We start from the raw sequence: 22,921 nt of genomic DNA, 5'->3' as shown, positions 1-22,921 counted from the left end.
CCCCCCTGCCAGGACTTGAGCGCCACCCCGACGCGACGACGACCGACGCGACGACGACCCGACGAAGGACTTCTCACGTGAATATCCGCTCCCTCACCCGAGGCGATGGCGTGCTGATCGGTGCAGCGGTGGTGCTGTTCATCGCCTCGTTCCTCGGCATCTCCGGCTGCGAGGGCCCCGCCTCGTTCTGCGACCAGTACAGCGCGCCGAACTCGTGGGAGGCGTCGCCGCTCGGCTGGGGCTCCTTCTTCCTCGGCATCGCCGGCGCCGGTCTCGTCATCGCCTCCCGCGCCCTGCCGCAGCAGCGCAAGGTGGCCGGTCTGGAGCTCGGCCAGGTCGGTGCCGCGTTCACCATCGCCTCCGCGTGGACCCTGCTCATGTGGATCTTCGAGGCGACCAACGCCGGTGCCGGTCTGATCCTCGGCCTGATCGCCTCCCTGGTCCTGGCCGCCGCCGCGGTCGCCGGTCCGCTGGTCCCGGCCCTCAAGGCCCCGCTGGTGGGCGCGCCGCGTCCGCAGGCCCCGCAGCCGTACGGCGTGCAGCCGGGCCAGCCCGGCCCGCAGGGCGTCCCCGGCGGCTACGGCTACCCGGGTGCGCAGCAGCAGCCGTACGGGGGCGCGCACGACGCCTCGCACGGCGGCCAGCCCTTCGGCGCGCAGGCGCCCGCCCCGCAGCCGCAGGCCCCGAAGCAGCCCGAGCCCCAGCAGGCCCCGGCGCAGCCGGCCTCGGACTTCGCCCCGTTCTGGTTCGCGGTCCCGGTCGCCCGTCCGCTGTACGCGGAGGACGGCGGACAGGCCCCGATCGCCGAGCTGGCGCCGGGCACCTGGTACCTGGCGGTCGAGCAGCGCGGCCAGGCCCTGGTCGCCCAGACGCAGGACGGGCGCCGCGGCGTCCTCCAGGACACCACCGGCATCCAGCGCGGCTGACCGGTCCCGTACACAGCGCGCGGCCCCCGTCCGGATCCTCGGTCCGGACGGGGGCCGTCGTCGTTCCCCGGCCGTCACCCTCCGAGCTGGGACGTGCTGGGCACCTGGTCCTTGACCTCCGCGCCCGCGCTCCTCCCCGCCTCCTTGACGCTGTTGATCACGCTCTCGAAGGCGCCGACGTCCCCCTCGCCGACCTCCCCCTTGCGGAACTTGGTGCCGAGGTCCTTGAGCGAGTCGATCCCGGCGGTGAGCGGCGCGACCGCCTTGGAGAGCAGCGGGTCGCCCTTGGCGTTGTCCGCCGCCGCCTTGAGCCGGTTGTAGGCGAACGCGCCCGCGAGACCGGCCTTCACCAGGGCGAAGGTGCGCCCGTCCGCGCCCTTCTTGAACGTGCCCGCGCGGTACGGCTTCACGATCCACTGGTACGTGGCGCCCGCGGCGAGACCGGCGTTGGCCACGAACCGGGTCTTGGCCAGTCTCTGCCGCTCGGCGCTGCCCGACGGGGCCGGGGACGCCGACGGGTTCGCGGAGGCGCTCGCGCTCCCCGCGTCGTCGTTCCCGCCGCAGGCGGCGGTGGTCAGGAGCAGGGCGCAGCACAGCGGCAGCGCCACGGCTCCGCGCGTAAGGGTTCCGGGCACGGCGGGACCTCCCTGGGGGCTGTGGCGCCAGCCTCGCCCCCGGGCCGTACGGGCGCCAGCGGGGCGACTCCGTACGGGTACCGGTCCTTCGGGGAGGGGGTCAGTCCCCGCAGCAGTCCGGCGCGAGGCCGACCGGGAGGCGTTCGCCGCCGAAGACGGCGACCGTGGCCTCCTCGCCGCCGAGCGCGGCCACCGCGAGCAGCAGGGACCCGGCGGTCCAGCTGGTCTGCTCCTCGGGCCACATCGCCTTGTCGGCGTCCGTGTCGCCCTCGAAGACGTACCCCGTCCAGTACATGCCGTTCGCGGCCCGCAGGTGCTGGACGTCCTGGAGGATCGTCAGGGCCCGGTCGGACTCCCCCACCGCCCAGAGGGCGAGGGCGAGTTCGCAGCTCTCGCCGCCGGTCACCCACGGGTTGGGGACCACGCAGCGCACGCCGAGGCCGGGCACGACGAACGCGTCCCAGGACGCGTCGATCCGGGCCCGCGCCTCCTCGCCGGTGACCGCGCCGCCGAGGACCGGGTAGTACCAGTCCATCGAGTAGCGGGACTTGTCGAGGAAGCGCTCGGGGTGGCGGCGGATCGCGTGGCCGAGGGCCCCGGCCGCCAGCTCCCAGTCCGGCTGCGGCTCCTCGCGGGCCTCGGCGATCGCGAGGGCGCAGCGCAGGGCCTGGTGGATCGAGGAGCTGCCGGTGAGGAGGGCGTCGGCGACGGGCTCGCCGGACGGCTCCCGCTTCCAGCCGATCTGGCCGCCGGACTGCTGGAGCCCGAGGACGAACTCCACGGCCGCGTAGACGACGGGCCACATGCGGTCGAGGAAGGCGTCGTCGCCGGTGGACAGGTGGTGGTGCCAGACGCCGACCGCCACGTACGCGACGAAGTTGGACTCCCGGCTCCGGTCGGTGACCCGCTCCGGGTCGCCGTCGTGGTAGGCCGCGTACCAGGAGCCGTCGCCGTTCTGGTGCCGGGCGAGCCACTCGTAGGCGCGGGCGGCGGCGGCGTGCTCGCCGGCCGCGTCCAGGGCCATGGCGGCCTCGATGTGGTCCCAGGGGTCGAGGTGGTGGCCGCGGAACCAGGGGATGGCGCCGTCCTCGCGCTGGACGGCGAGTATCCCGGCGACGGTCTCGGCGGCCTGCTCGGCGGTGAGCACCCCGGGCAGGACGAGGTGTTCCGCGATCCGCTCGGGGCTCGTCACTCGGCATCGGCCTTCGGGAGGTGCGGCTTGGTCGCGTACGCCACGAAGCTCTTGCCGACGACCGGGTTGAGCAGCTGCTCGGCGACCCGGGTCAGGGCGGGCTTCTTCATGATGTCCCAGACCAGGAGCTTGTGGTACGCCCGGACCGGCAGCGCCTTGTCGTTGTCGACGCCGAAGGCGCACTTGAGCCACCAGTACGGCGAGTGCAGCGCGTGCGCGTGGTGGGTGCCGTACGGCCTGAGGCCGGCCTGCCGGATCTTGCCGAGGAGCTCGTCGGCCTTGTAGATGCGGATGTGGCCGCCCTCGACCTCGTGGTACGCGTCGGAGAGCGTCCAGCAGACCTTCTCGGGGCCGTAGCGGGGGACGGTGACGGCGATCCGGCCGCCCGGCTTGAGGACGCGGACCATCTCGGCGAGGACGCCCTTGTCGTCCGGGATGTGCTCCATGACCTCGGAGATGATGACGACGTCGAAGGACGCGTCGGGGAAGGGCAGGTTGAGGGCGTCGCCCTCCATCGCGGTGGCGGTCGCGCCGGCGGGGGCCTCCCCGGCCTCCTTCATGGCCGCGAACCACTTGGCGACCTCGCGGATCTCCTCGGCGTTCCGGTCGAGGGCCACCACCCGGGCCCCGCGCCGGTAGCACTCGAAGGCGTGCCGGCCCGCACCGCAGCCCAGGTCGAGCACGCGGTCGCCGGGGGCGAGCGGGAAGCGGGTGAAGTCGACGGTCAGCACGAGGGCCTGCCTTCGCGGTCGGGACGGGGGCGGTGCGGGTGGAGGTGGTGCGGGGCGTGCGCGGTGGTCACCGGCGGGCGCGTGGGGAGGCGGCGCCCCGGCGGGCGATCGCCTCGCGGTAGAGCTCGGCGGTGCCCCGGGCCGCGCGGGCCCAGGTGAAGCGGTCCAGAACCCGGTCCCGTCCGGCGGCGCCGAGCCGGGCGCGCAGCTCCGGGTCGCCGAGGACCCGGCCGAGGGCGGCGGCGAGCGCGCCCGCGTCGCCGGGCGGCACCGCGAGGCAGGTCTCGCCGTCGGGGCCCGCGACCTCGGGGATCGCGCCGCCGGTGGTGGCGACGAGCGGGGTGCCGGTGGCCATGGCCTCGGCGGCGGGCAGCGAGAAGCCCTCGTAGAGCGAGGGGACGCAGGAGACCTGGGCGGAGCGGACGAGGTCGACGAGCTCGGCGTCGCTGATGCCCTTGACGAACTCGACGGCGCCTTCGAGGCCGTACCGCTCGATGGCCCGGGCGACCGGGCCGTCCTCGGCGCGCCTGCCGACGACGACGAGGTGCGCGTCGGGGTTCTCGGTGCGGAGCTTGGCGAGCGCCTCGATCAGGTGGATCAGGCCCTTGAGGGGGACGTCGGCGCTGGAGGTGGTGACGATCCGGCCGGGGACCTCGGCGACCGAGGGGTCCGGGGACCAGAGGGCGGTGTCGGCGCCGATGTGGACGACCCGGATGCGGTCCTCCCGTACGCCGAGGTGCTCGACGATCTCCTGGCGGGAGGTGCCGGAGACGGTGAGCACGGACGGCAGGCGGCGGGCGACCCGCTTCTGCATGGTGGTGAAGGCGTACCAGCGGCGGACCGAGAGGCGGCGCTTCCAGCCGTCGGCGGCGTCGAGTTCGAGGCCCCGGTCGACGGTGATGGGGTGGTGGATCGTGGTGACCAGGGGCGCGCCGAGCGCGCGGGGGCCGCCCAGGAGTCCGTACCCGAGGGTCTGGTTGTCGTGGACGACGTCGAAGTCGCCGCGGCGGGCGGCGAGCATCCGCCGGGCCCGCAGGGAGAAGGTGAGCGGCTCGGGGAAGCCGCCGGTCCACATGGTGGCGACTTCCAGGGCGTCGATCCAGTCGCGGTACTCGTCGCGCTTCGGGGTCCGGAAGGGGTCCGGGGAGCGGTAGAGGTCGAGGCTGGCGATCTCGGTGAGCGGCACGCCCTCGTCGAGGGTCGGGTACGGCTGGGAGCCGATGACCTCGACGGTGTGGCCGAGGCGGGCGAGCTCGCGGGAGAGGTGCCGGACGTAGACGCCCTGGCCTCCGCAGAAGGGGTTCCCCTTGTACGTGAGGAGAGCGATCCGCAACGGACCGTCACCGGGGTCGGTGACGGCCTGTCGGGGGCCTGCCTCTACGGCCTCGGCGGTCATGCGCGGCCCCCTTCGAGCGTGCGTTTCGCCGGAGCGTAACCGCTGGCGTTAATCTAGAACAAGTTACAGACTCGGCCGTCGTCAGGTCGTCCGGGAAGGACAGAATCTACCGGCAGGTAGCGCCGCGGTGAGATCCGGAGCGGGTGATTCGCGCCACGGCGACGACGCCGCCATACTGTCGCTCCCCACCGCACGGAACGGGACTCCATGACCGCAGACAACAGGGCGGAGCACGGCACCGCCGCGCCCCTCACGGAGCGCCAGGAGGCGCGGCGGCGGCGCATCCTGGACGCCAGCGCGCGGCTCGCGTCGCGGGGCGGGTTCGACGCCGTGCAGATGCGGGAGGTGGCCGAGGAGGCGGGCGTCGCGCTCGGCACGCTGTACCGCTACTTCCCGTCGAAGGTCCACCTGCTCGTCGCGGTGATGCAGGACCAGCTGCGACATCTGCACACCACCCTGCGCAAGCGGCCCCCGGCGGGCGCGGATCCGGCGGAGCGGGTCGCGGAGACCCTGATGCGGGCCTTCCGGGCGCTCCAGCGGGAGCCGCAGCTCGCCGACGCGATGGTGCGGGCGCTGATCTTCGCGGACCGGGGGGCGAGCGCCGAGGTGGACGAGGTCTCCCGGCTGACGACCGCGATCATCCTGGACGCGATGGGCGCCGGGCACCCGACGCCGGCCCGGCTCTCGGTGGTCCGGGTCATCGAGCACACCTGGCACTCGGCGCTGATCACGTGGCTGTCGGGGCGGTCCTCGATCGCGCAGGTGAAGATCGACATCGAGACGGTGTGCCGGTTGATCGGGATGGAAGCGGGGGCGGGGGTGGCCGCCGGCTGAGGGGTGAGGGGTGAGGGGTGGGCCCTCGGGCCGGGGCTTCCTTCCGGGGCTTCCTTCCGGGCCGGGCTTCCGGGCGCGCCCCGCACGAGCTGGTGGGGGCGCGCCCGGGGCCGGGTCAGGACTTCGTGTTCTTCTCGTTGTCGGCCTTGATGGCCGCCTCGCACTCGGGACCGGCGTCGGTGGCGACGAACATCACCAGCTTCATCGGACCGGCGGAGTGGTTGCTGGCCTGGAGCTGCCAGGTGCCGTTGGCCAGGGACTTGATCTCCGAGCCGTTCTGCTCGAAGGTCCGCGTCTCCTTCCAGCCGCCGCCCGTCAGGGTCCCGATCGTGTCCGCGAAGGACTTCTTCGGGTCCGCGGCCTTCGCGCCGTCGGCCGTCCAGGTGACCATGCACTCCTTGAGCCCGTCCGGTACGGCCTCGCCGGAGGAGTCCTGCGTGAAGCCGGCCCCCGTCGCCGCGTCGCCGATCGCCTTGCTCACGGCCGTCGCGTCCAGCTTCGCGCCGCCCGAGCCGCCGGACCCCGAACCGCCCGAGGCGCCCGAGGCGCCCGAACCCGCCGAGGACGAGCCGCCCTTGTCCGTACCGCCCCCACCGCCGCAACCGGCGACCAACAGCACCGCACCGGCGGCCGCGGCCACCCACTTCGCCTTGCGCACAACACTCCCCGTGTCCACGCACGGAGGCCCGTCGCCCCCGTGACCGAGGGCATAGTTTTGCACGCGGGAACGACAACTCCCGCCCTCCGCAGGGCCGTACGGCCGGTGCGGCGGGGCCGGGCCGGACCGGCGGCGGGCCCGGCGGTGTGAGCCGCCTCGCACCACCGTGAGCAGCGCGTACGGGCCGGTACAGTAAGCGGGTCGTCATCATGCCCGTACGGGGGGAAACCGGTGGAAATCCGGTACTGACCCGCAGCCGTGTACCCGCCTTCCTTCGCGAAGGCGGCACGTCGGAATGCCCCGGACGGGACGTGACCGCCGGCACCGTCGAGGAACACGGAGCCGGAGCCCGGTGCCTGAGGCGTGCCGTGCCCGGCCGCAGGAGAGGGCCCCATGAACACCGTCCGCCGCGCCGCCGCCGCCGCGCTCGCCGCCGTCGCCGTACTCGGCACCGGAGCAGCCGGGCAGGCCTCCGCCGCCCCCTCCCCGACCCCCTCCACCGGGAAGCTCCCGGCCGGTCTGTACGGCACGAAGGACCCAACCTACGACGGCGTCTGGCGCCAGTCGCTCTCCTTCCTCGCCCAGCGCGCCACCGGCTACCAGCCCGCCGACCAGGCCGTGGAGTGGCTCCTCGGCCAGCAGTGCGACGACGGCGCCTTCCCCTCCTACCGCGCCGACGCCGCCAAGGCGTGCGACGCGAAGACGATGCGGGACACCAACGCCACCGCCGCCGCCGTCCAGGCGCTCGCCGCCGTCCGCCGCCAGAGCGCCGCCCCCGAGAAGGCCGACCAGGCCGTCAAGGCCGGCACCGACTGGCTGAAGTCCGTACAGAACAAGGACGGCGGCTGGGGCTACAGCGCGGGCGGCGCCAGCGACGCCAACTCCACCTCCGTCGTCGTCGGCGCGCTCGCCGCGACCGGCGTGCGCCCCGGCGAGTTCACCTCCGCCGAGGGCCGCTCCCCCTACGACGCGCTCCTCGCCTTCGCGCTGCCCTGCACCGACAAGGAGGGCCCCGGCGCCTTCGCGTACCAGCCCGACAAGGCCGGGAAGCTGTTCGCCAACGCCGACGCGACCGCCGCCGCCACCCTCGCCGGGCTCGGCAAGAGCATGGTCGCCACCAAGGCCTCCCCCGACCAGGCGCCCGCCTGCACGGACCTGTCGAAGCCGACCCCCGAGCGGGCCGCCCTCAACGGCGCCTCCTACCTGGCGAAGACCCTCGCGAAGACCCACCACCTCGTCCAGCCGCCGATGCCGGGCGCCACCGACACCACCGAGCAGCCCGACTTCGGCAACACCGCCGACGCCGTCGTCGCCCTCTCCGCCGCCGGCGCCTCCAAGCAGGCCCTGCCCGCCCTGGAGTGGCTGGAGAAGAACTCCGCCTCCTGGGCGAAGGAGAGCGGCCCGGCCGCCTACGCCCAGCTGATCCTGGCCGCCCGCGCGACGGAGACCGACCCCCGCAAGTTCGGCTCGGTCGACCTGGTCGAGCAGCTCAACGCCGCCGGACCCGCGCCCAAGAGCCCCGACACCTCCGCCTCCTCCACCACCAGCGACGACGAGGACTCCGGCTTCGACGTCTGGTGGATCATCGGCATCGGCACGGTCGTCGGCGTCGGCATCGGCTTCCTCGTGAGCGGCCGCAAGAAGTGACCGCCACCGCCGTCAGGACCACCACCAGGGTCGCGGGCGCCGCGGCCGGGGCGCTGCTGACCCTCGCCGGGGTCGCGGCCGCCCCGGCGCACGCCGCCGGCTACCGCTACTGGTCGTACTGGGAGAGCGACGGCGGCAAGCCCTGGGCCTACGCCGCCCAGGGCCCGGCGACCGCCCGGCCCGCCGACGGCGACGCGGTCGGCTTCCGCTTCGCGGTCAGCCAGGAGGCCGACGACACCGCCAAACCCACCGCCGCCCCGGACTTCGCCCGGATCTGCGCGGACGTGGCGGCGAAGGACGACACGAAGCGGATCGCGGTCGTCATCGACTTCGGCGGCCCGGCCGACGCCCCGCCCGGCGAGACCCCGCCCGCGAAGCGGGTCACGACCGGCTGCGCGCAGGTCCGCCCCGACGCGACCGGCGCGGAGGCGCTCGCCGCCGTGGCGAAGCCGCTGCGGTACGGCAGCGGGGCCATGCTGTGCGGGATCGCGGGCTACCCGGCGCGGGGCTGCGGCGAGGAGGTGGGCGAGGAGCCCACGTCCACGGCCACGGCCTCCCCCACCGCCGCGAAGAAGCAGGACGACGGCGGCGGCCCGTCCGTCGGCGTGCTCGCCGGCGGGGCGGCCGTCCTGGCGCTCGGCGGGGCGGCGATCTGGAAGGCCCGCCACCGCGGATGAGCACCGCCCCCGCTCACCGTGCCTTCCGCAGCGCGCTCACGGCTCCCGTCGCGACCCGGGCCAACGCCCTGCACGCGGGGGCCTGGTGGCTGTGGGCGCTCGGCCTGGCCGTCGCCGCCTCCCGGACCACCAACCCGCTGCTGCTCGGCCTGATCGTCGGCGTCGCGGGCTATGTCGTCGCGGCCCGCCGCACGGACGCGCCCTGGGCCCGCTCGTACGGCGCGTTCGTGAAGCTGGGCCTGTTCGTGGTGGCCCTCCGCGTCGTCTTCTCCCTCCTCCTGGGCTCCCCGATCCCGGGCACCCACCTCCTCTTCACCCTGCCCGAGGTGCCGCTGCCCGAGTGGGCGCAGGGAGTGCGGATCGGGGGCCGGGTGACGGCCGAACAACTCCTCTTCGCGGTGTACGACGGCGCCAAGCTGGCGACCCTGCTGATCTGCGTGGGCGCCGCGAACGCGCTCGCCAACCCGGCCCGGCTGCTCAAGTCACTGCCGGGGGCGCTCTACGAGGCGGGGGTCGCCGTCGTCGTGGCGATGACCTTCGCGCCGAACATGGTCGCCGACGTGGTCCGGCTGCGGACCGCCCGCCGGCTGCGGGGCCGCCCCACGGGCGGGGTCCGGGCGGTGCTCCAGATCGGCCTGCCGGTCCTGGAGGGCGCCCTCGAACGCTCCGTCGCGGTGGCGGCCTCCATGGACGCGCGGGGCTACGGGCGGACGGCCCACGTCCCGGCGTCCGTACGCCGCACCACGAACGTCCTGACCCTCGGCGGGCTCCTCGGCATCTGCGCCGGTTCGTACGGGCTGCTCGCGGCGCAGGGCGCGGGGTACGGGCTCCCGCTGCTCGGCGCCGGGCTGCTCGCCGCCGTCGCCGGGCTCCGGCTCGGCGGACGCCGGACCGTACGGACCCGGTACCGGCCCGACCGCTGGGGCGCCCGGTCCTGGCTGGTGGCGGGGTCCGGGGTGGCGGTCGCGGTCCTGATGATCCGGGCGAACGCGTACGCCCCGGAGGCACTGCACCCCGGGGTGGTCCCCCTGCGGGCCCCCGAGCTGCCGCTGCTGCCCGCGCTGTCGATCCTGGTGGGCCTGGTGCCGGCGTTCGTGGCCCCCGTACCCGAGGAGAACCCGTGATCCGCTTCGAGAACGTCTCCGTGAGGTACGAGGAGGACGCCGAGCCGACCCTCCGGAACCTCGACCTCACGATCCCGGAGGGGGAGCTGGTCCTCCTGGTGGGCCCCTCGGGCGTCGGCAAGTCGACCCTCCTCAACGCGGTCTCCGGCCTGGTCCCCCACTTCACGGGCGGCACGCTGACCGGCCGGGTGACCGTCGACGGCCGGGACACCCGCACGCATCCGCCGCGCGAGCTGGCGGACGTGGTGGGGACGGTGGGGCAGGACCCGTCGGCCCACTTCGTCACCGACACCGTCGAGGACGAGCTCGCGTACGGGATGGAGTCCCTGGGGCTCGCGCCCGGCGTCATGCGGCGCCGCGTCGAGGAGACCCTCGACCTCCTCGGCCTCGCCGAACTCCGCGACCGTCCGATCGCGACGCTCTCCGGCGGGCAGCGCCAGCGGGTCGCGATCGGCTCCGTCCTCACCCCTCACCCCAAGGTCCTCGTCCTCGACGAGCCGACCTCCGCGCTCGACCCCTCGGCGGCGGAGGACGTCCTCGCGGTCCTCCAGCGCCTGGTCCACGACCTCGGCACGACGGTCCTCCTCGCCGAGCACCGCCTCGAACGCGTCGTCCAGTACGCCGACCAGGTCCTCCTCCTCCCGGACGCGGTCCTGGGCCCCCCGTCCACCATCATGTCCGTCTCCCCCATCCACCCCCCGGTCGTCACCCTGGGCCGCCTGGCGGGCTGGACCCCCCTCCCCCTCACGGTGCGGGACGCCCGACGCAGGGCGGGGGGCCTGAAGGAGCGCCTGGAACCCCTGGTCTCCACGGGGATCCCTGCGGGGCCCTTTCCCCACCCCGCCCCTTCCCACAACCGGGGCTCCGCCCCGGACCCCGGTCCTCAAACGCCGGACGGGCTGAAAGCGACGGCCACAGGGCCCACCCAGCCGCACGGGCGGACTACGGCCGAGAGCCACCCGACACCCCCCTCCGAGGACGAGACCCCCATCCCAGCCCCGCCGGCGTTTGAGGCGCGGGGGTCCGGGGGCGGAGCCCCCGTAAAGGGGGGTGCCAGGGGCGCAGCCCCTGCAAACCGGGGGTCCGGGGGCCCCGCCCCCGGTTTCGGGAAGGGGCGGGGTGGGGGATTCTCCCTCTTCTCGCGACGGCGGCGGCCGCAGGGCGAGGAGCACCCCACCACCCCCCTCGTCCTCACCGCCTCCCTCCACGTCCGCCGCGCCCGCGTAGAGGCCCTCCGCAAGATCGACCTCCGCGTCGACCCCGGCGAGACCGTCGCGCTCATGGGACGGAACGGCGCCGGGAAGTCGACCCTGCTGTCCGCCCTGGTCGGCATGATCGCCCCCACCTCCGGCACCGTCCGGATCGCGGGCCGGACCCCGCACGCCACCGACCCCCGGGAGCTGATCCGGCAGGTCGGCCTGGTGCCGCAGGAGCCGAGGGACCTGCTGTACGCGGACACCGTCGCCGCCGAGTGCGCGGCGGCCGACGCGGACGCGGGCGCGGCGGACGGCACCTGCCGGGCCCTGGTGTCCGAGCTGCTGCCGGGCGTCGCGGACGACACGCACCCCCGGGACCTGTCCGAGGGCCAGCGCCTCGCCCTCGCCCTGGCCGTCGTCCTGACCGGCCGCCCCCCGCTGCTGCTCCTGGACGAGCCGACCCGGGGCCTGGACTACGCGGCCAAGGCCCGTCTGGTCGAGCACCTGCGGAGCCTCGCGGCGGACGGGCACGCGATCGTGCTCGCCACGCACGACGTGGAGCTGGCGGCCGAGCTGGCCCACCGGGTGGTGATCGTCGCGGACGGCGAGGTGGTCGCGGACGGCCCGACGGCCGAGGTCGTGGTCTCCTCGCCCGCGTTCTCGCCGCAGGTGGCCAAGATCCTGGCCCCGCAGCCGTGGCTCACGGTCGAGCAGGTGGAGCGGGCCCTGGAGGCAGCGCCGTGAGCGCCCTCCGTCTCGGGCCCCGCTCCGTCGCCGCCCTCGCCCTCGTCTCCCTGATCGGGATCGGCGCCTTCTGCTGGCCCCTGTTCGCGGACGCCGGCTCGGCGGTGACGTCACACGCCGGTGACGCTCCGTGGCTGTTCGCGGCCCTGCTGCCGCTGCTCGTCGCGGTGGTGGTGGCGACGATCGCGGACTCCGGCATGGACGCGAAGGCGGTCGCGATGCTGGGGGTGCTCGCCGCCGTGGGCGCGGCGCTGCGCCCGCTGGGCGCGGGGACGGCCGGCCTGGAGCCGATGTTCTTCCTGATGGTGCTGAGCGGCCGGGTCCTGGGCCCGGGCTTCGGCTTCGTCCTCGGCGCGGTGACGATGTTCGCGTCCGCGCTGCTCACGGGCGGCGTGGGCCCCTGGATGCCGTTCCAGATGCTGGCGATGGGCTGGTTCACGATGGGGGCGGGGCTGCTGCCGGGGCAGCGGACGCTGCGCGGCCGGGCCGAGCTCCTGATGCTCTCGGCGTACGGCTTCGCGGCGGCGTTCGCGTACGGCACGATCATGAACCTCCAGGGCTGGGTCCTGCTCCAGGGCCTGAGCAGCGGGATCTCCTTCCAGCCGGGCGCCCCGCTCCAGGAGAACCTGGTCCGCTTCCTCGCCTACGTCACCGCCACCTCCCTCGGCTGGGACCTCGGCCGGGCCGTGCTCACCGTCGTCCTCACGCTCACGGTCGGCGGCACGCTCCTGAGGGCGCTGCGGCGGGCGACGCGGCGGGCGAACTTCGAGGCCCAGGTCACATTCGAGGGCCCGGAAGGGGCCTCCGCGAGTGAGGCGCCCCACAGGACCTAGGTCACGTACGAGCCGGAATAGTAGACGTACAGAACCGCCCAAAGGCCCCCTCAGGCCCCCATAACCTGCGGAAACGTACCCCGTCCCGACCCCGGGACGTTCCTCCCGGGTCCGAACCTTCCTCGTACAGGGGGTCGTTGCATCGGCGTTCCGGCCCTGCTTCTCTGGTGGACGTCGCCAGGCAGCCGGTGCTCACCGCAGCGCCTCAGGCAGACCGGTTCCCCCAGTCCCCGGGTCTCCCGGGCCCTGGTTCCGGCTTGCCGAAAACGCCCGGCGCGACCCCTGTCCCCGAAGTTAGGTAGAAACCTTGATCCGCTCGCTCACCACTCGTGTCGCCGCCCGCAAGAAGACCTTCGCCGCCTCCGCAGCCGTGCTGCTGGGTGCGTCGGGTGCGGTGCTCGGCACGACGGGCTCGGCCTCGGCCGCCAGCCCGCAGGATGTCGCGCGACAGATCGTTCCCGCCTCGCAGTACGCGTCCTTCAGCAAGATCGTGGCCCACGAGTCCGGCTGGAACCACAAGGCCACCAACTCCTCCAGCGGCGCCTACGGCCTGGTCCAGGCCCTGCCGGCCTCGAAGATGTCCTCGGCCGGTACCGACTGGAAGACGAACCCCGCCACCCAGATCAAGTGGGGTCTGAACTACATGAACGAGCGCTACGGCTCCCCGAACGCCGCCTGGGCGTTCTGGCAGGCCAACGGCTGGTACTAAGAGTCCCGCCACCGCACAGCGCGCACCACGCAAGGCCCCGCCCTCCTCACGGAGGGGCGGGGCCTGCGGCGTTCCCGGAGGTCCCGCCCGAGGAACCGGATCCTCCCCCCGGACGTCTGAGCTGCCATGCGGGGGACACACGGCATCCTGATCAGAAGAATCCTGACGGCCTTCGTCGCGCTGCTCGCGCTCCAGGCCGGCTCGCTCGTCGCACCGGCGTACGCCTGCGGCTGCGGCGCGATGATCCCGGACGCGTCGCGGCGGATCGGCGTCGACCGCGAGGAGTCGGCCGTCCGCTGGGACGGGCGCACCGAGACGATCGTGATGCGCTTCCGCGTGCACGGGGACGCGGAGCGGGCGGCCTGGATCATGCCGGTGCCGAGCCGGGCCGACGTCTCCCTCGGCGACCCGGAGCTGTTCGACGAGCTCGACCGGCTCTCCGCGCCCGAGCGGCGCGACCGCTCCTACTTCTGGCCGCGCGAGGACGACTGGCCGTTCGACACCGGTTACGGGGACGGGACGGCCGGGGCCGCGCCCGGCGGGGGCACGGGCGTCGGCGTCGTCGGGCGCGAGCGGCTCGGCCCCTTCGACGTGGCCCGGCTGACCGCCACCGACCCGGACGCGCTCGGCGACTGGCTGCGCACGAACGGCTTCGAGCTGCCCGACCGGCTGACCGGCGCGCTCCGGCCGTACGTCGAGCGGAAGTGGGAGTACGTCGCGGTCCGCCTCGCGCCCGAGAAGGAGGGCTCCGTCCTCCGGGGCGAGCTGACCCCGCTGCGGATCGCCTTCGCCTCGCCCGAGCTGGTCTACCCGATGCGGCTCTCGCGGCTCGCGCAGACGCCCCAGACCCTCGGCCTGTCCGTCCTCTCCGACCACCGGATGGAGCCCCGCTCCGCCATCGGCGGCGACCGGCCCGAGGTGACCTTCGCGGGGCGGATCGAGCGGCCCGGGGGCGCGGTGGCCGCGCTCGCGGGCGACCGGCCGGTGCATCTGACGGTCCTGGAGCAGGAGTTCCCGAACCCGGGGCGGATCGACGACGACCACCACCTGCGGCGGGTCGCGGACACCCCGTACCGCGAGGTGATCTACACCGACCGGCTGCTGACCGTCGCCGGGGGCGTCCCCGTCTGGCTCCTGACGGTGGGCGGCGGCCTCCTGCTCGCGGCGGTGGCGACGCTCCTGGCCGTACGGGCGTCACGACGCCGCCGGACCCCTGTGGCAGGTGTACGTTCGACCGCATGACCACCTCTGAATGGACCGACGTCGACGCCTACTTCACCGAACTGCTCGCCCCGGCCGACGAGGCGCTGTCCGCCGCGCTGACCGCCTCGACGGCGGCCGGACTGCCGGAGATCGCCGTCGCCCCCAACCAGGGCAAGCTGCTCCACCTCCTCGCCCGGGTGCAGGGCGCGCGGAACGTCCTGGAGATCGGCACCCTCGGCGGCTACAGCACGATCTGGCTGGCCCGCGCGCTGCCCGCCGACGGGCGCCTGGTCACCCTGGAGTACGACCCGGCGCACGCGGACGTCGCCCGCTCCAACATCGCCCGCGCCGGCCTCGACGGGGTCGTCGAGGTCCGCACGGGCGCGGCCCTGGACAGCCTGCCGAAGCTGGAGGCGGAGGGCGCCGGCCCCTTCGACTTCGTCTTCATCGACGCGGACAAGGTCAACAACCCGCGGTACGTGGAGTGGGCCCTGAAGCTCTCCCGGCCGGGCACGGTCGTCGTCGTCGACAACGTGGTGCGGGGCGGCAAGGTCGCCACCGACCACCCGGACGACCCGGCCGTCACCGGCACCCGCGAGATGTTCGACCTGGTCGCCCGCGAGCCGCGCCTGGACGCGACGGCGTTCCAGACGGTCGGCGCGAAGGGCTACGACGGCCTGCTGGTCGCCCGCGTGGTGTCCTAGCCCCCGGTGGACGGCGCAGTCCGCCGCCACCCCACGAAGAGCGGCAGCTCCCCTTCGGCGTCTTCGGTGTCTTCGGCGTCTTCGGCGTCTTCGGCGTCGAGGACGACGACGCCGAAGGGCCGGTCGAAGGCGATCCGCTCCACGGTCCCGTGACGGGGCGGGGCCGCGCTCCGGGCCATCCTGACCTGGGTGACGGCCGCCGCCTCGACGCCCTCCTCGGCGACCTCGACCAGCGCCTCCTGCACCACCTCGTCGACGAAGAGGTCCTCCGGGGAGAGGCCGGAGAAGTCGGCCCCGGGGCGCAGGGCCAGATCGAGGCCGAGCGCCGCCAGGTGCGCGGCGGCCTCGGTCTTCGTCCGGAGGGTGAAGCGCGGCAGGAGGAGGTCGACCGAGTCGGCGCCGAGCGGCTCCCGGTCCCCGGCCCAGGCGGCGGGCAGCACCTCGCCGGGCCCGGCCCCTTCCGCGCCGAGCACGAACCGCACCCGGGCGGCCCGCTCCCCCGCGCAGGCCAGTTCCACGACGGTGGTCCCGCCCACGGACCAGACCGAGGCGGACGGGATCCGCCGCCGCATGGTCGGCACGGACCGGGTGACGCCGTCCCCACCGGTGAAGGGTTCGTCACGGGTGAGGTGCCGGGGGAAGGCAACGGCCCAGGAGGCCTTCAGGGCAAGGGCGTTGAGCAGAACCAACTCCTCGGAGCCGTCGAGCCCGAGCGGCAGCCCGTCGATCCGCCCGCCGGTGGCCTCCCGCACCCACGCGTCGAGCTCCCCCTGGGCGCCCCCGCCCAGCTCCCCGAACCGCACGCCGGGCAGCCCCCGCCGGAACTCCTCGCGAACCGGCACCCGGGCCCACACCCCCGTGGCCACCGCGAGCCCGTCCGTCCCCGCGAGCCGCCGTCCGACCCCGGCCACGGCCCCGGCGGCCGCCTCCCCCTCCACCCCGAGCAGCCCCCGCAGCTCCTCACCGGTCCGCCCCCGCGCCCCGACCGCCACGGCCCCGAGCGCCAGCCACAGCCCGACCGGCGAGACGACGAAGTCCCCGTCCCCGAGGAGGGACAGCCAGCGCGCGGCCAGGGTCCGTACCGTGTCCGCCCGGAGAACGGGGGGAGTGCGGGTCATATCCTGCCTCCATGAGCATCGTGAAGATCAACGTCCTGACCGTGCCGGCCGAGCAGCGTGAGGTCCTGGAGCAGCGGTTCGCCTCGCGGGCCGGGGCCGTGGAGGGGTCCGACGGGTTCGAGTGGTTCGAGCTGCTGCGTCCCCTGGAGGGCACCGACCAGTACCTGGTGTACACCCGCTGGCGCAGCGAGGAGGACTTCCAGAACTGGATGAACGGTTCCATGCGGGCCGCCCACCAGGGTGGCGGCGAGGGCGGGGGCGAGCGGCCGAAGCCCGCCGCGTCCGGGTCGACCCTGTGGTCGTTCGAGGTCGTCCAGCAGGCCTCTCCGAAGGGCTGAGGCCCCAAGGGCCGGGGCCGGAGAAACCCGGGTGCGGCGGCGGTCGCGCGCGGCCCACAATGGCGCGCGTGACCTGGACCTTCTCCCCCGAGCGCGTCGACACCCCCGACGCCACCGCCCTGCGCCGCGACTACTACGACGAGGTCGCGAGCCGGTACTGGAAGCGGCCCGCGACGGCGGCCGAGATCGACGAGGGGCTGACGGACGACGGGGCCGTACTGCTCGCCCCGCCGACCGGGGACTTCCGGGTCGCCCGGTTCGGGGGCGAGCCGGCCGGATGCGGCGGGGTGCTCCTCCTCGAAGGGGACCGGGCCGAGCTGACCCGGATCTATCTGCGGCCCGCCTTCCGGGGCCGGGGCGGCGCCGCCCTCCTGCTGGACGCCCTGGAGGACGCGGCCCGCACGCTCGGCGCCCGCCGGATGGTCCTCAACACGCGCCTGGACCTGATCGAGGCGCGGACCGTGTACGTCCGGCACGGGTACACGGAGACACCGGCGTACTGCACCGGGCCGTACATGGACGTCTGGTACGGCAAGGAGCTGCTTCCGGCCGGGGCGGTGTGAAGGACAGGAGGCCCGGCCGTCGTGACGGGGGAAGGGGAGGCGTGGACGGGAATCCGCTCGTCGCAGCGGTGCTGAGCGGGGACGAGTGCCACGTCAGGAACCTGTTGGAGGACGGCGCGGACCCCGAGTCCGCCGACGAGCGGGGGACGTCCGTGCTCTGTCTGGCCGTCACGGGGTTCAAGTCGCTGGTCGCCGGGCAGCTGAAGTACGCCGGTGCGGACGCGCTCCGCAGGCTGGACGACGGGAGCACCCCGCTGCTGCGGGCCGTCGACAGCGGCTCCGTCGGTCTCGTCCTCAGCCTGCTCGACGCGTCCCTGCTCGACGGGGCCGCCCGCGCGGAACTGCTGGCCCGTGCCCGGGAGTGGCACGAGAGGGGTCCGGTCGCCGTGCTGCGGGAGCGGACCGGCTCTCCCGGCCCGGTGGAGACCGTGCGGGTCCGGGACGGGGAGTGGTTCACCGAGTACCACGAGATCCGGCTCGGCGGGACGACCGTCCGCGACGGCCACACGGGGGTCCTCACCCTCCTGGAGAAGCACTTCGGGCTGCGCCCGGGCTTCGACGAGCTGGCCGCACGCGCGTGCGCGCTCGACCACCCCGACGGCGAGTACGCCTCCTGGTGGGAGATCACCTCCACTCTCGCCGAGCGGCAGGACGAGCGGACGTGGGAGGCCGCGGCGGCGCTGCGGGCCCATCCCGATCCCCTGTACCGGCGCTTCGGCGCGGACGTCGTGGGTTTCCTCGGCACCTGGGACCAGGAGTCCGACGACCCGGCTCCTTTCGGGCGGCGCAATCTGGAGTTCTTCCTCGACTGGGCGGCGGAGGAGGAGCACCCGGAGGTCCTGGCGGAGGTCCTGGCCTGCCTGAGCGACCACGAGGACCCGAGGATCGAGCCCCTGGGACTCTCCCGCCTCGCGCACCCCGACCCGCGGGTGCGCCGCGCGGTGCCCAAGCTCCTGGAGCGCCGGGCTCCGGGCGACCGGGGCGAGTGGGCTCACGCCACTCCCGAGGGGCTGGACGCCATGCTCGTCCTGGCCCGGGACCCCGACTCCGCCGTCCGCGGGCTCGTCGCGCACGACCTCGCGACGGGCGGCGATACCGCGCCCGCCGTCGGGGACGCGCTGGCGGGGCTCGTCGGTGACGAGGAGCAGACGACCCGTATCTGGGCGGTCTTCGGGCTGGCCGTGCGGGACGATCCGCGCTGTGTCGACGGCGCCGCCCGTGTGGGGCCCGTCGCCGAGTACGCCGCCTGGTCGTGGATCCTCGACGCGCCCGACCGGTACGAACAGCGCAGGAGGGACCGGGCGGCGGCAGAGGCCGGGTGACGGGCGGCCACCGTGTCACGCGTTCACGCGTGGTGGTCGCGGGGCGGTTCCGACGTCCGGGGGCGTTCCGCGTCCGAGCCGCTGAGTTCGGCCGTCAGTTCCTCCACGAGTTTCACCAGGTCGGTGGGCCGTTCGGGTCCCCACCAGTCGCCGAGGAGTTCGGCGAGCGAGTCCTCCCGCGCCTTCGCGAGCCGGGTGGACACCCGTACGCCCTCCTCGGTGAGGATCAGCTGGAGGCCCTCGCGGGTGACCAGGTGCCGTTCCTCCACCTGGCGGGAGGCCTCGGTGATCGCCCGCAGCGGTACGGGGGTGGTCTCGGCCAGCCGGGCGGGCTCGACGGTGCCGTGCCGGCGGATGCGCAGCAGCAGCCAGCTCGCGGCGGGCAGCAGGTCGAGACCGGCGCGTTCGGTGATCTTCACGTAGACCGCCTTGCGGCCCTCGCGGGAGCCGAGGACGGACAGCGCGCGGGCGCACTCGTCGTACGAGGAGCGCTCGACCGGGTTGGAGGCCAGGGTCTGCGTGGTGTCGGGCGCGGTGACCGAGGTGCGGAGCCGGTCCTCCTTGAGGAACCAGGCGACGACGAAGGCGACGAGGACGACGGGCGACGCGTACAGGAAGACGTCGGTGATGGACGTGGCGTACGCGTGGAGCACGGAGGGGCGCAGTTCGGGCGGGAGCTGGGCGACGGCGCGCGGGTCGGCGGCGACCCGGTCGGGCCCGGTGCCCGGCGGGAGGGGTCCGGCGGCGGCGAAGACGTCCTCCAGTTTGGAGGTGAGCCGGTTGGTGAAAATCGTGCCGAAGACGGCGACGCCGAAGGACGCGCCGATGGAGCGGAAGAAGGTGGCTCCGGAGGTGGCGACGCCGAGGTCCTCGTAGGAGACGGCGTTCTGCACGACCAGGACGAGGACCTGCATGACCAGGCCGAGTCCGGCGCCGAAGACGAAGAAGTACGCGCTCATCTCCCAGGTGGAGCTGGTCTCCGTGAGCCGGTGGAGGAGGAGCAGGCCGATGGCGGTGAGGGCCGTTCCGGCGATGGGGAAGACCTTCCAGCGGCCGGTGCGGCTGACGACCTGGCCGGAGGCGGTCGAGGTGAGCAGCAGGCCGAGGACCATGGGCAGCATGTGGACGCCGGACATGGTCGGGGTGACGCCCTGCACCACCTGGAGGAAGGTCGGCAGGTAGGTCATCGCGCCGAACATCGCGAAGCCGACGACGAAGCTGATGACCGAGACGAGGGTGAAGGTCCGGATCCGGAACAGTTTGAGCGGCAGCACGGGCTCGGCCGCCCGCCGCTCCACCCGCACGAACCAGACGAGGAGTACGGCCCCGAGGACGGCGAGGCCGATGATCTGCGGCGAGCCCCAGGCCCAGGTGGTGCCGCCGAGGGAGGCGACGAGGACCAGGCAGGTGGCGACCGAGGCGATGAGGAAGGTGCCGAGGTAATCGATGGTGTGCTTCGTGGAGCGGACCGGGATGTGGAGCACGGCGGCGATCACGAAGAGGGCGACGACCCCGATCGGCAGGTTGATGTAGAAGACCCAGCGCCAGGAGAGGTGCTCGGTGAAGAGGCCGCCGAGGAGCGGGCCGAGGACGCTGGTGGCGCCGAAGACGGCGCCGAAGAGGCCCTGGTACTTGCCGCGCTCCCGGGGCGGAACGAGGTCGCCGACGATCGCCATGGACAGGACCATGAGCCCGCCGCCGCCGAGGCCCTGGACCGCGCGGAAGGCGATGAGCTGCGGCATGTTCTGGGCGATGCCGCAGAGGGCGGAGCCGATGAGGAAGATGACGATGGCCGCCTGGAAGAGCTTCTTGCGCCCGTACTGGTCGCCGAGCTTGCCCCAGAGGGGGGTGGCGGCGGTGGACGCCAGCATGTAGGCGGTGACCACCCAGGAGAGGTGCTCCATGCCGCCGAGCTCGCTGACGATGGTCGGCAGGGCGGTGGAGACGATGGTCTGGTCGAGCGCGGCGAGCAGCATCCCGAGCAGCAGCGCGCCGATCGCGACGAGGACGGTGCTGTGGCGCTGCCCGTCCCCGGGCGCGGGGGCGCCGCCGGGCGGGGACGGGCGGAGGTCCTGGGCCATGGGCGTCTCCTCGGCGGGTCGGGGGCCTGTCGGGCGGCTCTTCTCCTCGGGCAGCTTCTCCATCCTGATCCGAATGTCCGGTTATGGCCTGCGGAAGGGCACGTCTGTTCCCCCGCCGGGAGGGGGTGGGCTGCATAATCGCTCGCAGTTGTATCGGGGAGGGGACCCATCATGACCGGACACGTCTGTCCTGAATGCGGTGTACACAGACCTGGCTGCGCCTGCGCCCGGGCGGAACTGGCGGCGGCCGAGGACTTCGACCCGCTGCGGATCCGGCCGTACGTGACGCTGGACGCGGCGGAGGACGCGGACGTGTCGCAGCGGGGCACGGGGGCGGGGTCCTTCGGGACGGAGGGCTTCGGGACGGAGGGCTTCGGCGGGGGGCCGGGAGCGGGGGCGTACGGCGGGGGAACGGAAGCGGGGGCTTACGGCGCGGAGGCGGGGGCGTACGGCGCGGGGGGCGCCGACGCCGATCCGCCGACCGCCCGGCTGGCGGCGGTCCGCCCGGAGGAGCACCCCGGAGGCCGTCCGGAAGGCCACCCGTACGGGGCCGGTGCCGGGGGCGACCCGTCCGAGACGATGCCGCTGCTGCTGCGCGGGGTCGGCGAGGTGCCGCCCCCGCCCGGCGGGGGCCGGTCCCGGGGCCGCAGGCGCGGCGCGGCGATCGCGGCGGTGGCCGCCGTCGCCGTGGCAGGCACGGCGGCCCTGGCGGCGGCCGCCCTCGGCGGGAGCGGGACGGACGACCGGGCGGCCGTGCCCGAGGTGACGACCAGCGCGTCCCTGAACCTGTCCGTGTCCGAGGAGCCGTCCCCCTCCTCCACCGGGAGCCCGGAGCCGACGTCGTCGTCCCCGACCCCGCGCCGGACGTCCGCGTCGCCCTCGGCGTCCCCGTCCGCCACGGCCGACCCCTCCGCCTCGGCGTCCGAGACCACCGCGAGCCCCGGCGCGTCGACCGGTCCGGCCGCCCCGCCCTCCGTCACGACCTCCGCGTCGCCGACGACCGCGCCGCCGGCGACGAGCGCGGCGCCCTCACTGGCCCCGGAGGAGACGGAGGAGCCCGAGCCGGAGGTCACCACCCTCAGCTACGGCGACCGGGGGCCCGAGGTCGAGGACCTCCAGTGGCGACTGCGGGCCGCCTGGGTCTACTTCGGCCCCGTGGACGGCCGCTACAGCAACAGGGTCCGGGAGGCCGTGGAGGAGTTCCAGCGCTGGCGTTCGATCCAGGGCGATCCGCTGGGCGTGTACGGGCCGAGCACGCGCGCGGTACTGGAGCGGGAGCAGCCGGGGAACTGAGCGGAGGGGGGTCCGGGGCTGCGGGCCCGGTCGTACAGGCGGCGGGTCCGAGGGTCCGGGGGCCTGAACGGCTCCGGCGGCGGTCCCAGGATGCGGACGGGGAGCGGGCCGGTTGGCCAAGACCGCCCCCGGTTTTGTATCGTTGAAAAACAAAGTGGCCCCGCCCGCACTCCCTGACCGGTGGGCGGGTCCGCCTTGTTCTCCGCGCCACCCCTTCTGGAGACCCGATGCCTGCCACCACCCCGGCAACGCTCACCGCCCGCGCCCTCCTCCTCGACATGGACGGCACCCTCGTCAACTCGGACGCCGTCGTCGAACGCTGCTGGCGCCGCTGGGCCGAGCGGCAGGGTCTCGACGGGGACGCCGTGATCCAGGTGGTCCACGGCCGCCAGGGGTACGCGACGATGGCCGTGCTCCTCCCGGACCGCCCGATGGAGCAGAACTACGCCGACAACCGCGTCATGCTCGCCGAGGAGACCGCCGACCTCGACGGGGTCGTGCCCGTCTCCGGCGCCCCCGCCTTCATGGCCGCGATCGCGGACCTGCCGCACGCCCTGGTGACCTCGGCGGACGAGGCCCTCGCCCAGGCGCGCATGGGGGCGGCCGCGCTGCGCGTGCCGGAAACCCGGGTCACGGCCGAGAACGTCGGGGCGAGCAAGCCGGACCCGGAGGGCTTCCTGAAGGGCGCGGCCGCGCTGGGCTTCGCCCCGGCGGACTGCGTGGCCTTCGAGGACTCCGAGGCCGGCATCCAGGCGGGCCGCGCGGCCGGGATGCGCGTCGTGGGCGTGGGCCCGCGCGCGGCGGCCTTCGCACCGGACGCGTACGTGCCCGACCTCACCCACCTGCGGGTCGAGGCGGCACCGGACGGCACGATCACCCTGACGACCGTGCCGTAACCTCCCCCTCTCCACCACCCACAGCCCCGCTCGCGCGCGGCCGGAGTTCGTCATCCGGCCGCGCGCGAGCGCGTTAGGGGACGGGGCCGGCGGGGGGTACG

The 22,921-nt window shown here is 74.5% G+C and carries 22 protein-coding genes and 1 riboswitch; of the genes, 15 read left to right on the top strand and 7 right to left on the bottom strand.

The genetic code is table 11. From position 1 onward, the window contains the following. Positions 1–77: 77 nt before the first annotated feature. Complete coding sequence (locus ACIQVI_RS10260) at positions 78–926, top strand: DUF5336 domain-containing protein (RefSeq protein WP_351971847.1); 849 nt, start codon at positions 78–80, stop codon at positions 924–926. Between the two features lie 74 nt (positions 927–1,000). Here ACIQVI_RS10260 and ACIQVI_RS10255 read toward each other — a convergent pair whose 3' ends face one another. The 4 genes from ACIQVI_RS10255 to ACIQVI_RS10240 form a co-directional block, all read right to left on the bottom strand. Then, a complete protein-coding gene (locus ACIQVI_RS10255) occupies positions 1,001–1,561 on the bottom strand; it encodes a hypothetical protein (RefSeq protein ID WP_403593513.1) in 561 nt (186 codons plus the stop codon). 100 nt (positions 1,562–1,661) lie between these two features. Then, positions 1,662–2,753, bottom strand: coding sequence for a prenyltransferase (locus ACIQVI_RS10250; RefSeq protein WP_351971845.1), 1,092 nt, complete (start codon positions 2,751–2,753; stop codon positions 1,662–1,664). Then, on the bottom strand, positions 2,750–3,484 hold the full coding sequence (locus tag ACIQVI_RS10245; RefSeq protein WP_351971844.1) for a class I SAM-dependent methyltransferase: 735 nt from the start codon (positions 3,482–3,484) through the stop codon (positions 2,750–2,752). The genes ACIQVI_RS10250 and ACIQVI_RS10245 overlap by 4 nt, the downstream gene beginning before the upstream one ends. 67 nt (positions 3,485–3,551) lie before the next feature. After that, positions 3,552–4,880, bottom strand: a complete 1,329-nt coding sequence (locus tag ACIQVI_RS10240; protein WP_351971843.1) for a glycosyltransferase family 4 protein — start codon at positions 4,878–4,880, stop codon at positions 3,552–3,554. A gap of 207 nt (positions 4,881–5,087) precedes the next feature. On the opposite strand from ACIQVI_RS10240, the gene ACIQVI_RS10235 reads away from it, so the two are divergent. After that, a complete protein-coding gene (locus tag ACIQVI_RS10235) occupies positions 5,088–5,714 on the top strand; it encodes a TetR family transcriptional regulator (RefSeq protein WP_403593509.1) in 627 nt (208 codons plus the stop codon). Between the two features lie 115 nt (positions 5,715–5,829). On the opposite strand, the gene ACIQVI_RS10230 is transcribed toward ACIQVI_RS10235, so the two are convergent. Beyond that, on the bottom strand, positions 5,830–6,372 hold the full coding sequence (locus ACIQVI_RS10230; RefSeq protein ID WP_403593506.1) for a hypothetical protein: 543 nt from the start codon (positions 6,370–6,372) through the stop codon (positions 5,830–5,832). 221 nt (positions 6,373–6,593) lie between these two features. After that, positions 6,594–6,673: riboswitch (cobalamin riboswitch) on the top strand. A 92-nt stretch (positions 6,674–6,765) separates the two neighbouring features. Between ACIQVI_RS10230 and ACIQVI_RS10225 the strand changes: the two genes are divergently transcribed. From ACIQVI_RS10225 to ACIQVI_RS10190, 8 genes are all read left to right on the top strand, one after another. Next, complete coding sequence (locus ACIQVI_RS10225) at positions 6,766–8,019, top strand: prenyltransferase/squalene oxidase repeat-containing protein (RefSeq protein WP_403593503.1); 1,254 nt, start codon at positions 6,766–6,768, stop codon at positions 8,017–8,019. Further along, positions 8,016–8,696 (top strand): SCO2322 family protein, encoded by a 681-nt coding sequence (locus tag ACIQVI_RS10220; protein ID WP_403593500.1) that lies wholly within the window; start codon positions 8,016–8,018, stop codon positions 8,694–8,696. Before ACIQVI_RS10225 ends, ACIQVI_RS10220 begins: the two co-directional genes overlap by 4 nt. Then, the gene (locus tag ACIQVI_RS10215) at positions 8,693–9,820 is read left to right on the top strand and encodes an energy-coupling factor transporter transmembrane component T (protein ID WP_403593496.1); all 1,128 of its coding nucleotides are present in this window, start codon (positions 8,693–8,695) and stop codon (positions 9,818–9,820) included. The genes ACIQVI_RS10220 and ACIQVI_RS10215 overlap by 4 nt, the downstream gene beginning before the upstream one ends. Beyond that, a complete protein-coding gene (locus ACIQVI_RS10210) occupies positions 9,817–11,760 on the top strand; it encodes an ABC transporter ATP-binding protein (RefSeq protein WP_403593493.1) in 1,944 nt (647 codons plus the stop codon). Before ACIQVI_RS10215 ends, ACIQVI_RS10210 begins: the two co-directional genes overlap by 4 nt. Continuing rightward, positions 11,757–12,593, top strand: a complete 837-nt coding sequence (locus tag ACIQVI_RS10205; RefSeq protein WP_403593490.1) for an ECF transporter S component — start codon at positions 11,757–11,759, stop codon at positions 12,591–12,593. Before ACIQVI_RS10210 ends, ACIQVI_RS10205 begins: the two co-directional genes overlap by 4 nt. Positions 12,594–12,900: 307 nt before the next feature. Then, on the top strand, positions 12,901–13,302 hold the full coding sequence (locus tag ACIQVI_RS10200) for a transglycosylase SLT domain-containing protein (RefSeq protein WP_351972900.1): 402 nt from the start codon (positions 12,901–12,903) through the stop codon (positions 13,300–13,302). A 126-nt stretch (positions 13,303–13,428) separates the two neighbouring features. Continuing rightward, a complete protein-coding gene (locus tag ACIQVI_RS10195) occupies positions 13,429–14,544 on the top strand; it encodes a DUF2330 domain-containing protein (protein WP_403593486.1) in 1,116 nt (371 codons plus the stop codon). After that, positions 14,541–15,209, top strand: coding sequence for an O-methyltransferase (locus tag ACIQVI_RS10190; protein WP_403593483.1), 669 nt, complete (start codon positions 14,541–14,543; stop codon positions 15,207–15,209). Before ACIQVI_RS10195 ends, ACIQVI_RS10190 begins: the two co-directional genes overlap by 4 nt. Here the strand turns inward: ACIQVI_RS10190 and ACIQVI_RS10185 are convergent. Next, positions 15,206–16,327 carry a serpin family protein gene (locus tag ACIQVI_RS10185; protein ID WP_403593480.1) on the bottom strand — a complete coding sequence of 374 codons (1,122 nt, stop codon included), beginning with the start codon at positions 16,325–16,327 and terminating at the stop codon, positions 15,206–15,208. The two genes, ACIQVI_RS10190 and ACIQVI_RS10185, sit on opposite strands and share 4 nt — an antisense overlap. A gap of 11 nt (positions 16,328–16,338) precedes the next feature. Here ACIQVI_RS10185 and ACIQVI_RS10180 point away from each other — a divergent pair, with 11 nt between their 5' ends. Genes ACIQVI_RS10180 through ACIQVI_RS10170 form a run of 3 tightly spaced genes read left to right on the top strand, consistent with a single transcriptional unit; the run spans position 16,339 to position 18,550 of the window. Beyond that, positions 16,339–16,665, top strand: coding sequence for an antibiotic biosynthesis monooxygenase family protein (locus tag ACIQVI_RS10180; protein ID WP_383415957.1), 327 nt, complete (start codon positions 16,339–16,341; stop codon positions 16,663–16,665). A gap of 59 nt (positions 16,666–16,724) precedes the next feature. Beyond that, complete coding sequence (locus ACIQVI_RS10175; RefSeq protein WP_403593476.1) at positions 16,725–17,228, top strand: GNAT family N-acetyltransferase; 504 nt, start codon at positions 16,725–16,727, stop codon at positions 17,226–17,228. 41 nt (positions 17,229–17,269) lie between these two features. Continuing rightward, positions 17,270–18,550: a hypothetical protein gene (locus tag ACIQVI_RS10170; RefSeq protein WP_403593474.1), complete on the top strand. Its 1,281-nt coding sequence runs from the start codon at positions 17,270–17,272 to the stop codon at positions 18,548–18,550. A gap of 23 nt (positions 18,551–18,573) precedes the next feature. On the opposite strand, the gene ACIQVI_RS10165 is transcribed toward ACIQVI_RS10170, so the two are convergent. Continuing rightward, entirely contained in the window at positions 18,574–20,631 is a 2,058-nt protein-coding gene (locus ACIQVI_RS10165; protein WP_351972907.1) for an MFS transporter, read from the bottom strand. Between the two features lie 171 nt (positions 20,632–20,802). Here ACIQVI_RS10165 and ACIQVI_RS10160 point away from each other — a divergent pair, with 171 nt between their 5' ends. Together ACIQVI_RS10160 and ACIQVI_RS10155 are read left to right on the top strand one after the other, a co-directional pair. Then, positions 20,803–21,924, top strand: a complete 1,122-nt coding sequence (locus ACIQVI_RS10160) for a peptidoglycan-binding protein (protein ID WP_403593471.1) — start codon at positions 20,803–20,805, stop codon at positions 21,922–21,924. Positions 21,925–22,151: 227 nt separating this feature from the next. Beyond that, complete coding sequence (locus tag ACIQVI_RS10155; protein ID WP_403593468.1) at positions 22,152–22,820, top strand: HAD-IA family hydrolase; 669 nt, start codon at positions 22,152–22,154, stop codon at positions 22,818–22,820. Positions 22,821–22,921: the final 101 nt, after the last annotated feature.

Origin of the sequence: Streptomyces sp. NPDC098101 (genome assembly GCF_044760185.1) — a bacterium.
In the GTDB taxonomy this organism is placed as follows: domain Bacteria; phylum Actinomycetota; class Actinomycetes; order Streptomycetales; family Streptomycetaceae; genus Streptomyces.
This window is presented reverse-complemented; position numbering and strand designations above follow the sequence as displayed.

Bases quoted from the DNA above. Each gene is read 5' to 3' on its own strand.
- ACIQVI_RS10240 (WP_351971843.1), bottom strand. From the start codon at position 4,880: ATGACCGCCGAGGCCGTAGAGGCAGGCCCCCGACAGGCCGTCACCGAC.
- ACIQVI_RS10235 (WP_403593509.1), top strand. From the start codon at position 5,088: ATGACCGCAGACAACAGGGCGGAGCACGGCACCGCCGCGCCCCTCACG.
- ACIQVI_RS10225 (WP_403593503.1), top strand. From the start codon at position 6,766: ATGAACACCGTCCGCCGCGCCGCCGCCGCCGCGCTCGCCGCCGTCGCC.
- ACIQVI_RS10215 (WP_403593496.1), top strand. From the start codon at position 8,693: ATGAGCACCGCCCCCGCTCACCGTGCCTTCCGCAGCGCGCTCACGGCT.
- ACIQVI_RS10195 (WP_403593486.1), top strand. From the start codon at position 13,429: ATGCGGGGGACACACGGCATCCTGATCAGAAGAATCCTGACGGCCTTC.
- ACIQVI_RS10190 (WP_403593483.1), top strand. From the start codon at position 14,541: ATGACCACCTCTGAATGGACCGACGTCGACGCCTACTTCACCGAACTG.
- ACIQVI_RS10185 (WP_403593480.1), bottom strand. From the start codon at position 16,327: ATGACCCGCACTCCCCCCGTTCTCCGGGCGGACACGGTACGGACCCTG.
- ACIQVI_RS10180 (WP_383415957.1), top strand. From the start codon at position 16,339: ATGAGCATCGTGAAGATCAACGTCCTGACCGTGCCGGCCGAGCAGCGT.
- ACIQVI_RS10175 (WP_403593476.1), top strand. From the start codon at position 16,725: ATGGCGCGCGTGACCTGGACCTTCTCCCCCGAGCGCGTCGACACCCCC.
- ACIQVI_RS10165 (WP_351972907.1), bottom strand. From the start codon at position 20,631: ATGGCCCAGGACCTCCGCCCGTCCCCGCCCGGCGGCGCCCCCGCGCCC.
- ACIQVI_RS10160 (WP_403593471.1), top strand. From the start codon at position 20,803: ATGACCGGACACGTCTGTCCTGAATGCGGTGTACACAGACCTGGCTGC.
- ACIQVI_RS10155 (WP_403593468.1), top strand. From the start codon at position 22,152: ATGCCTGCCACCACCCCGGCAACGCTCACCGCCCGCGCCCTCCTCCTC.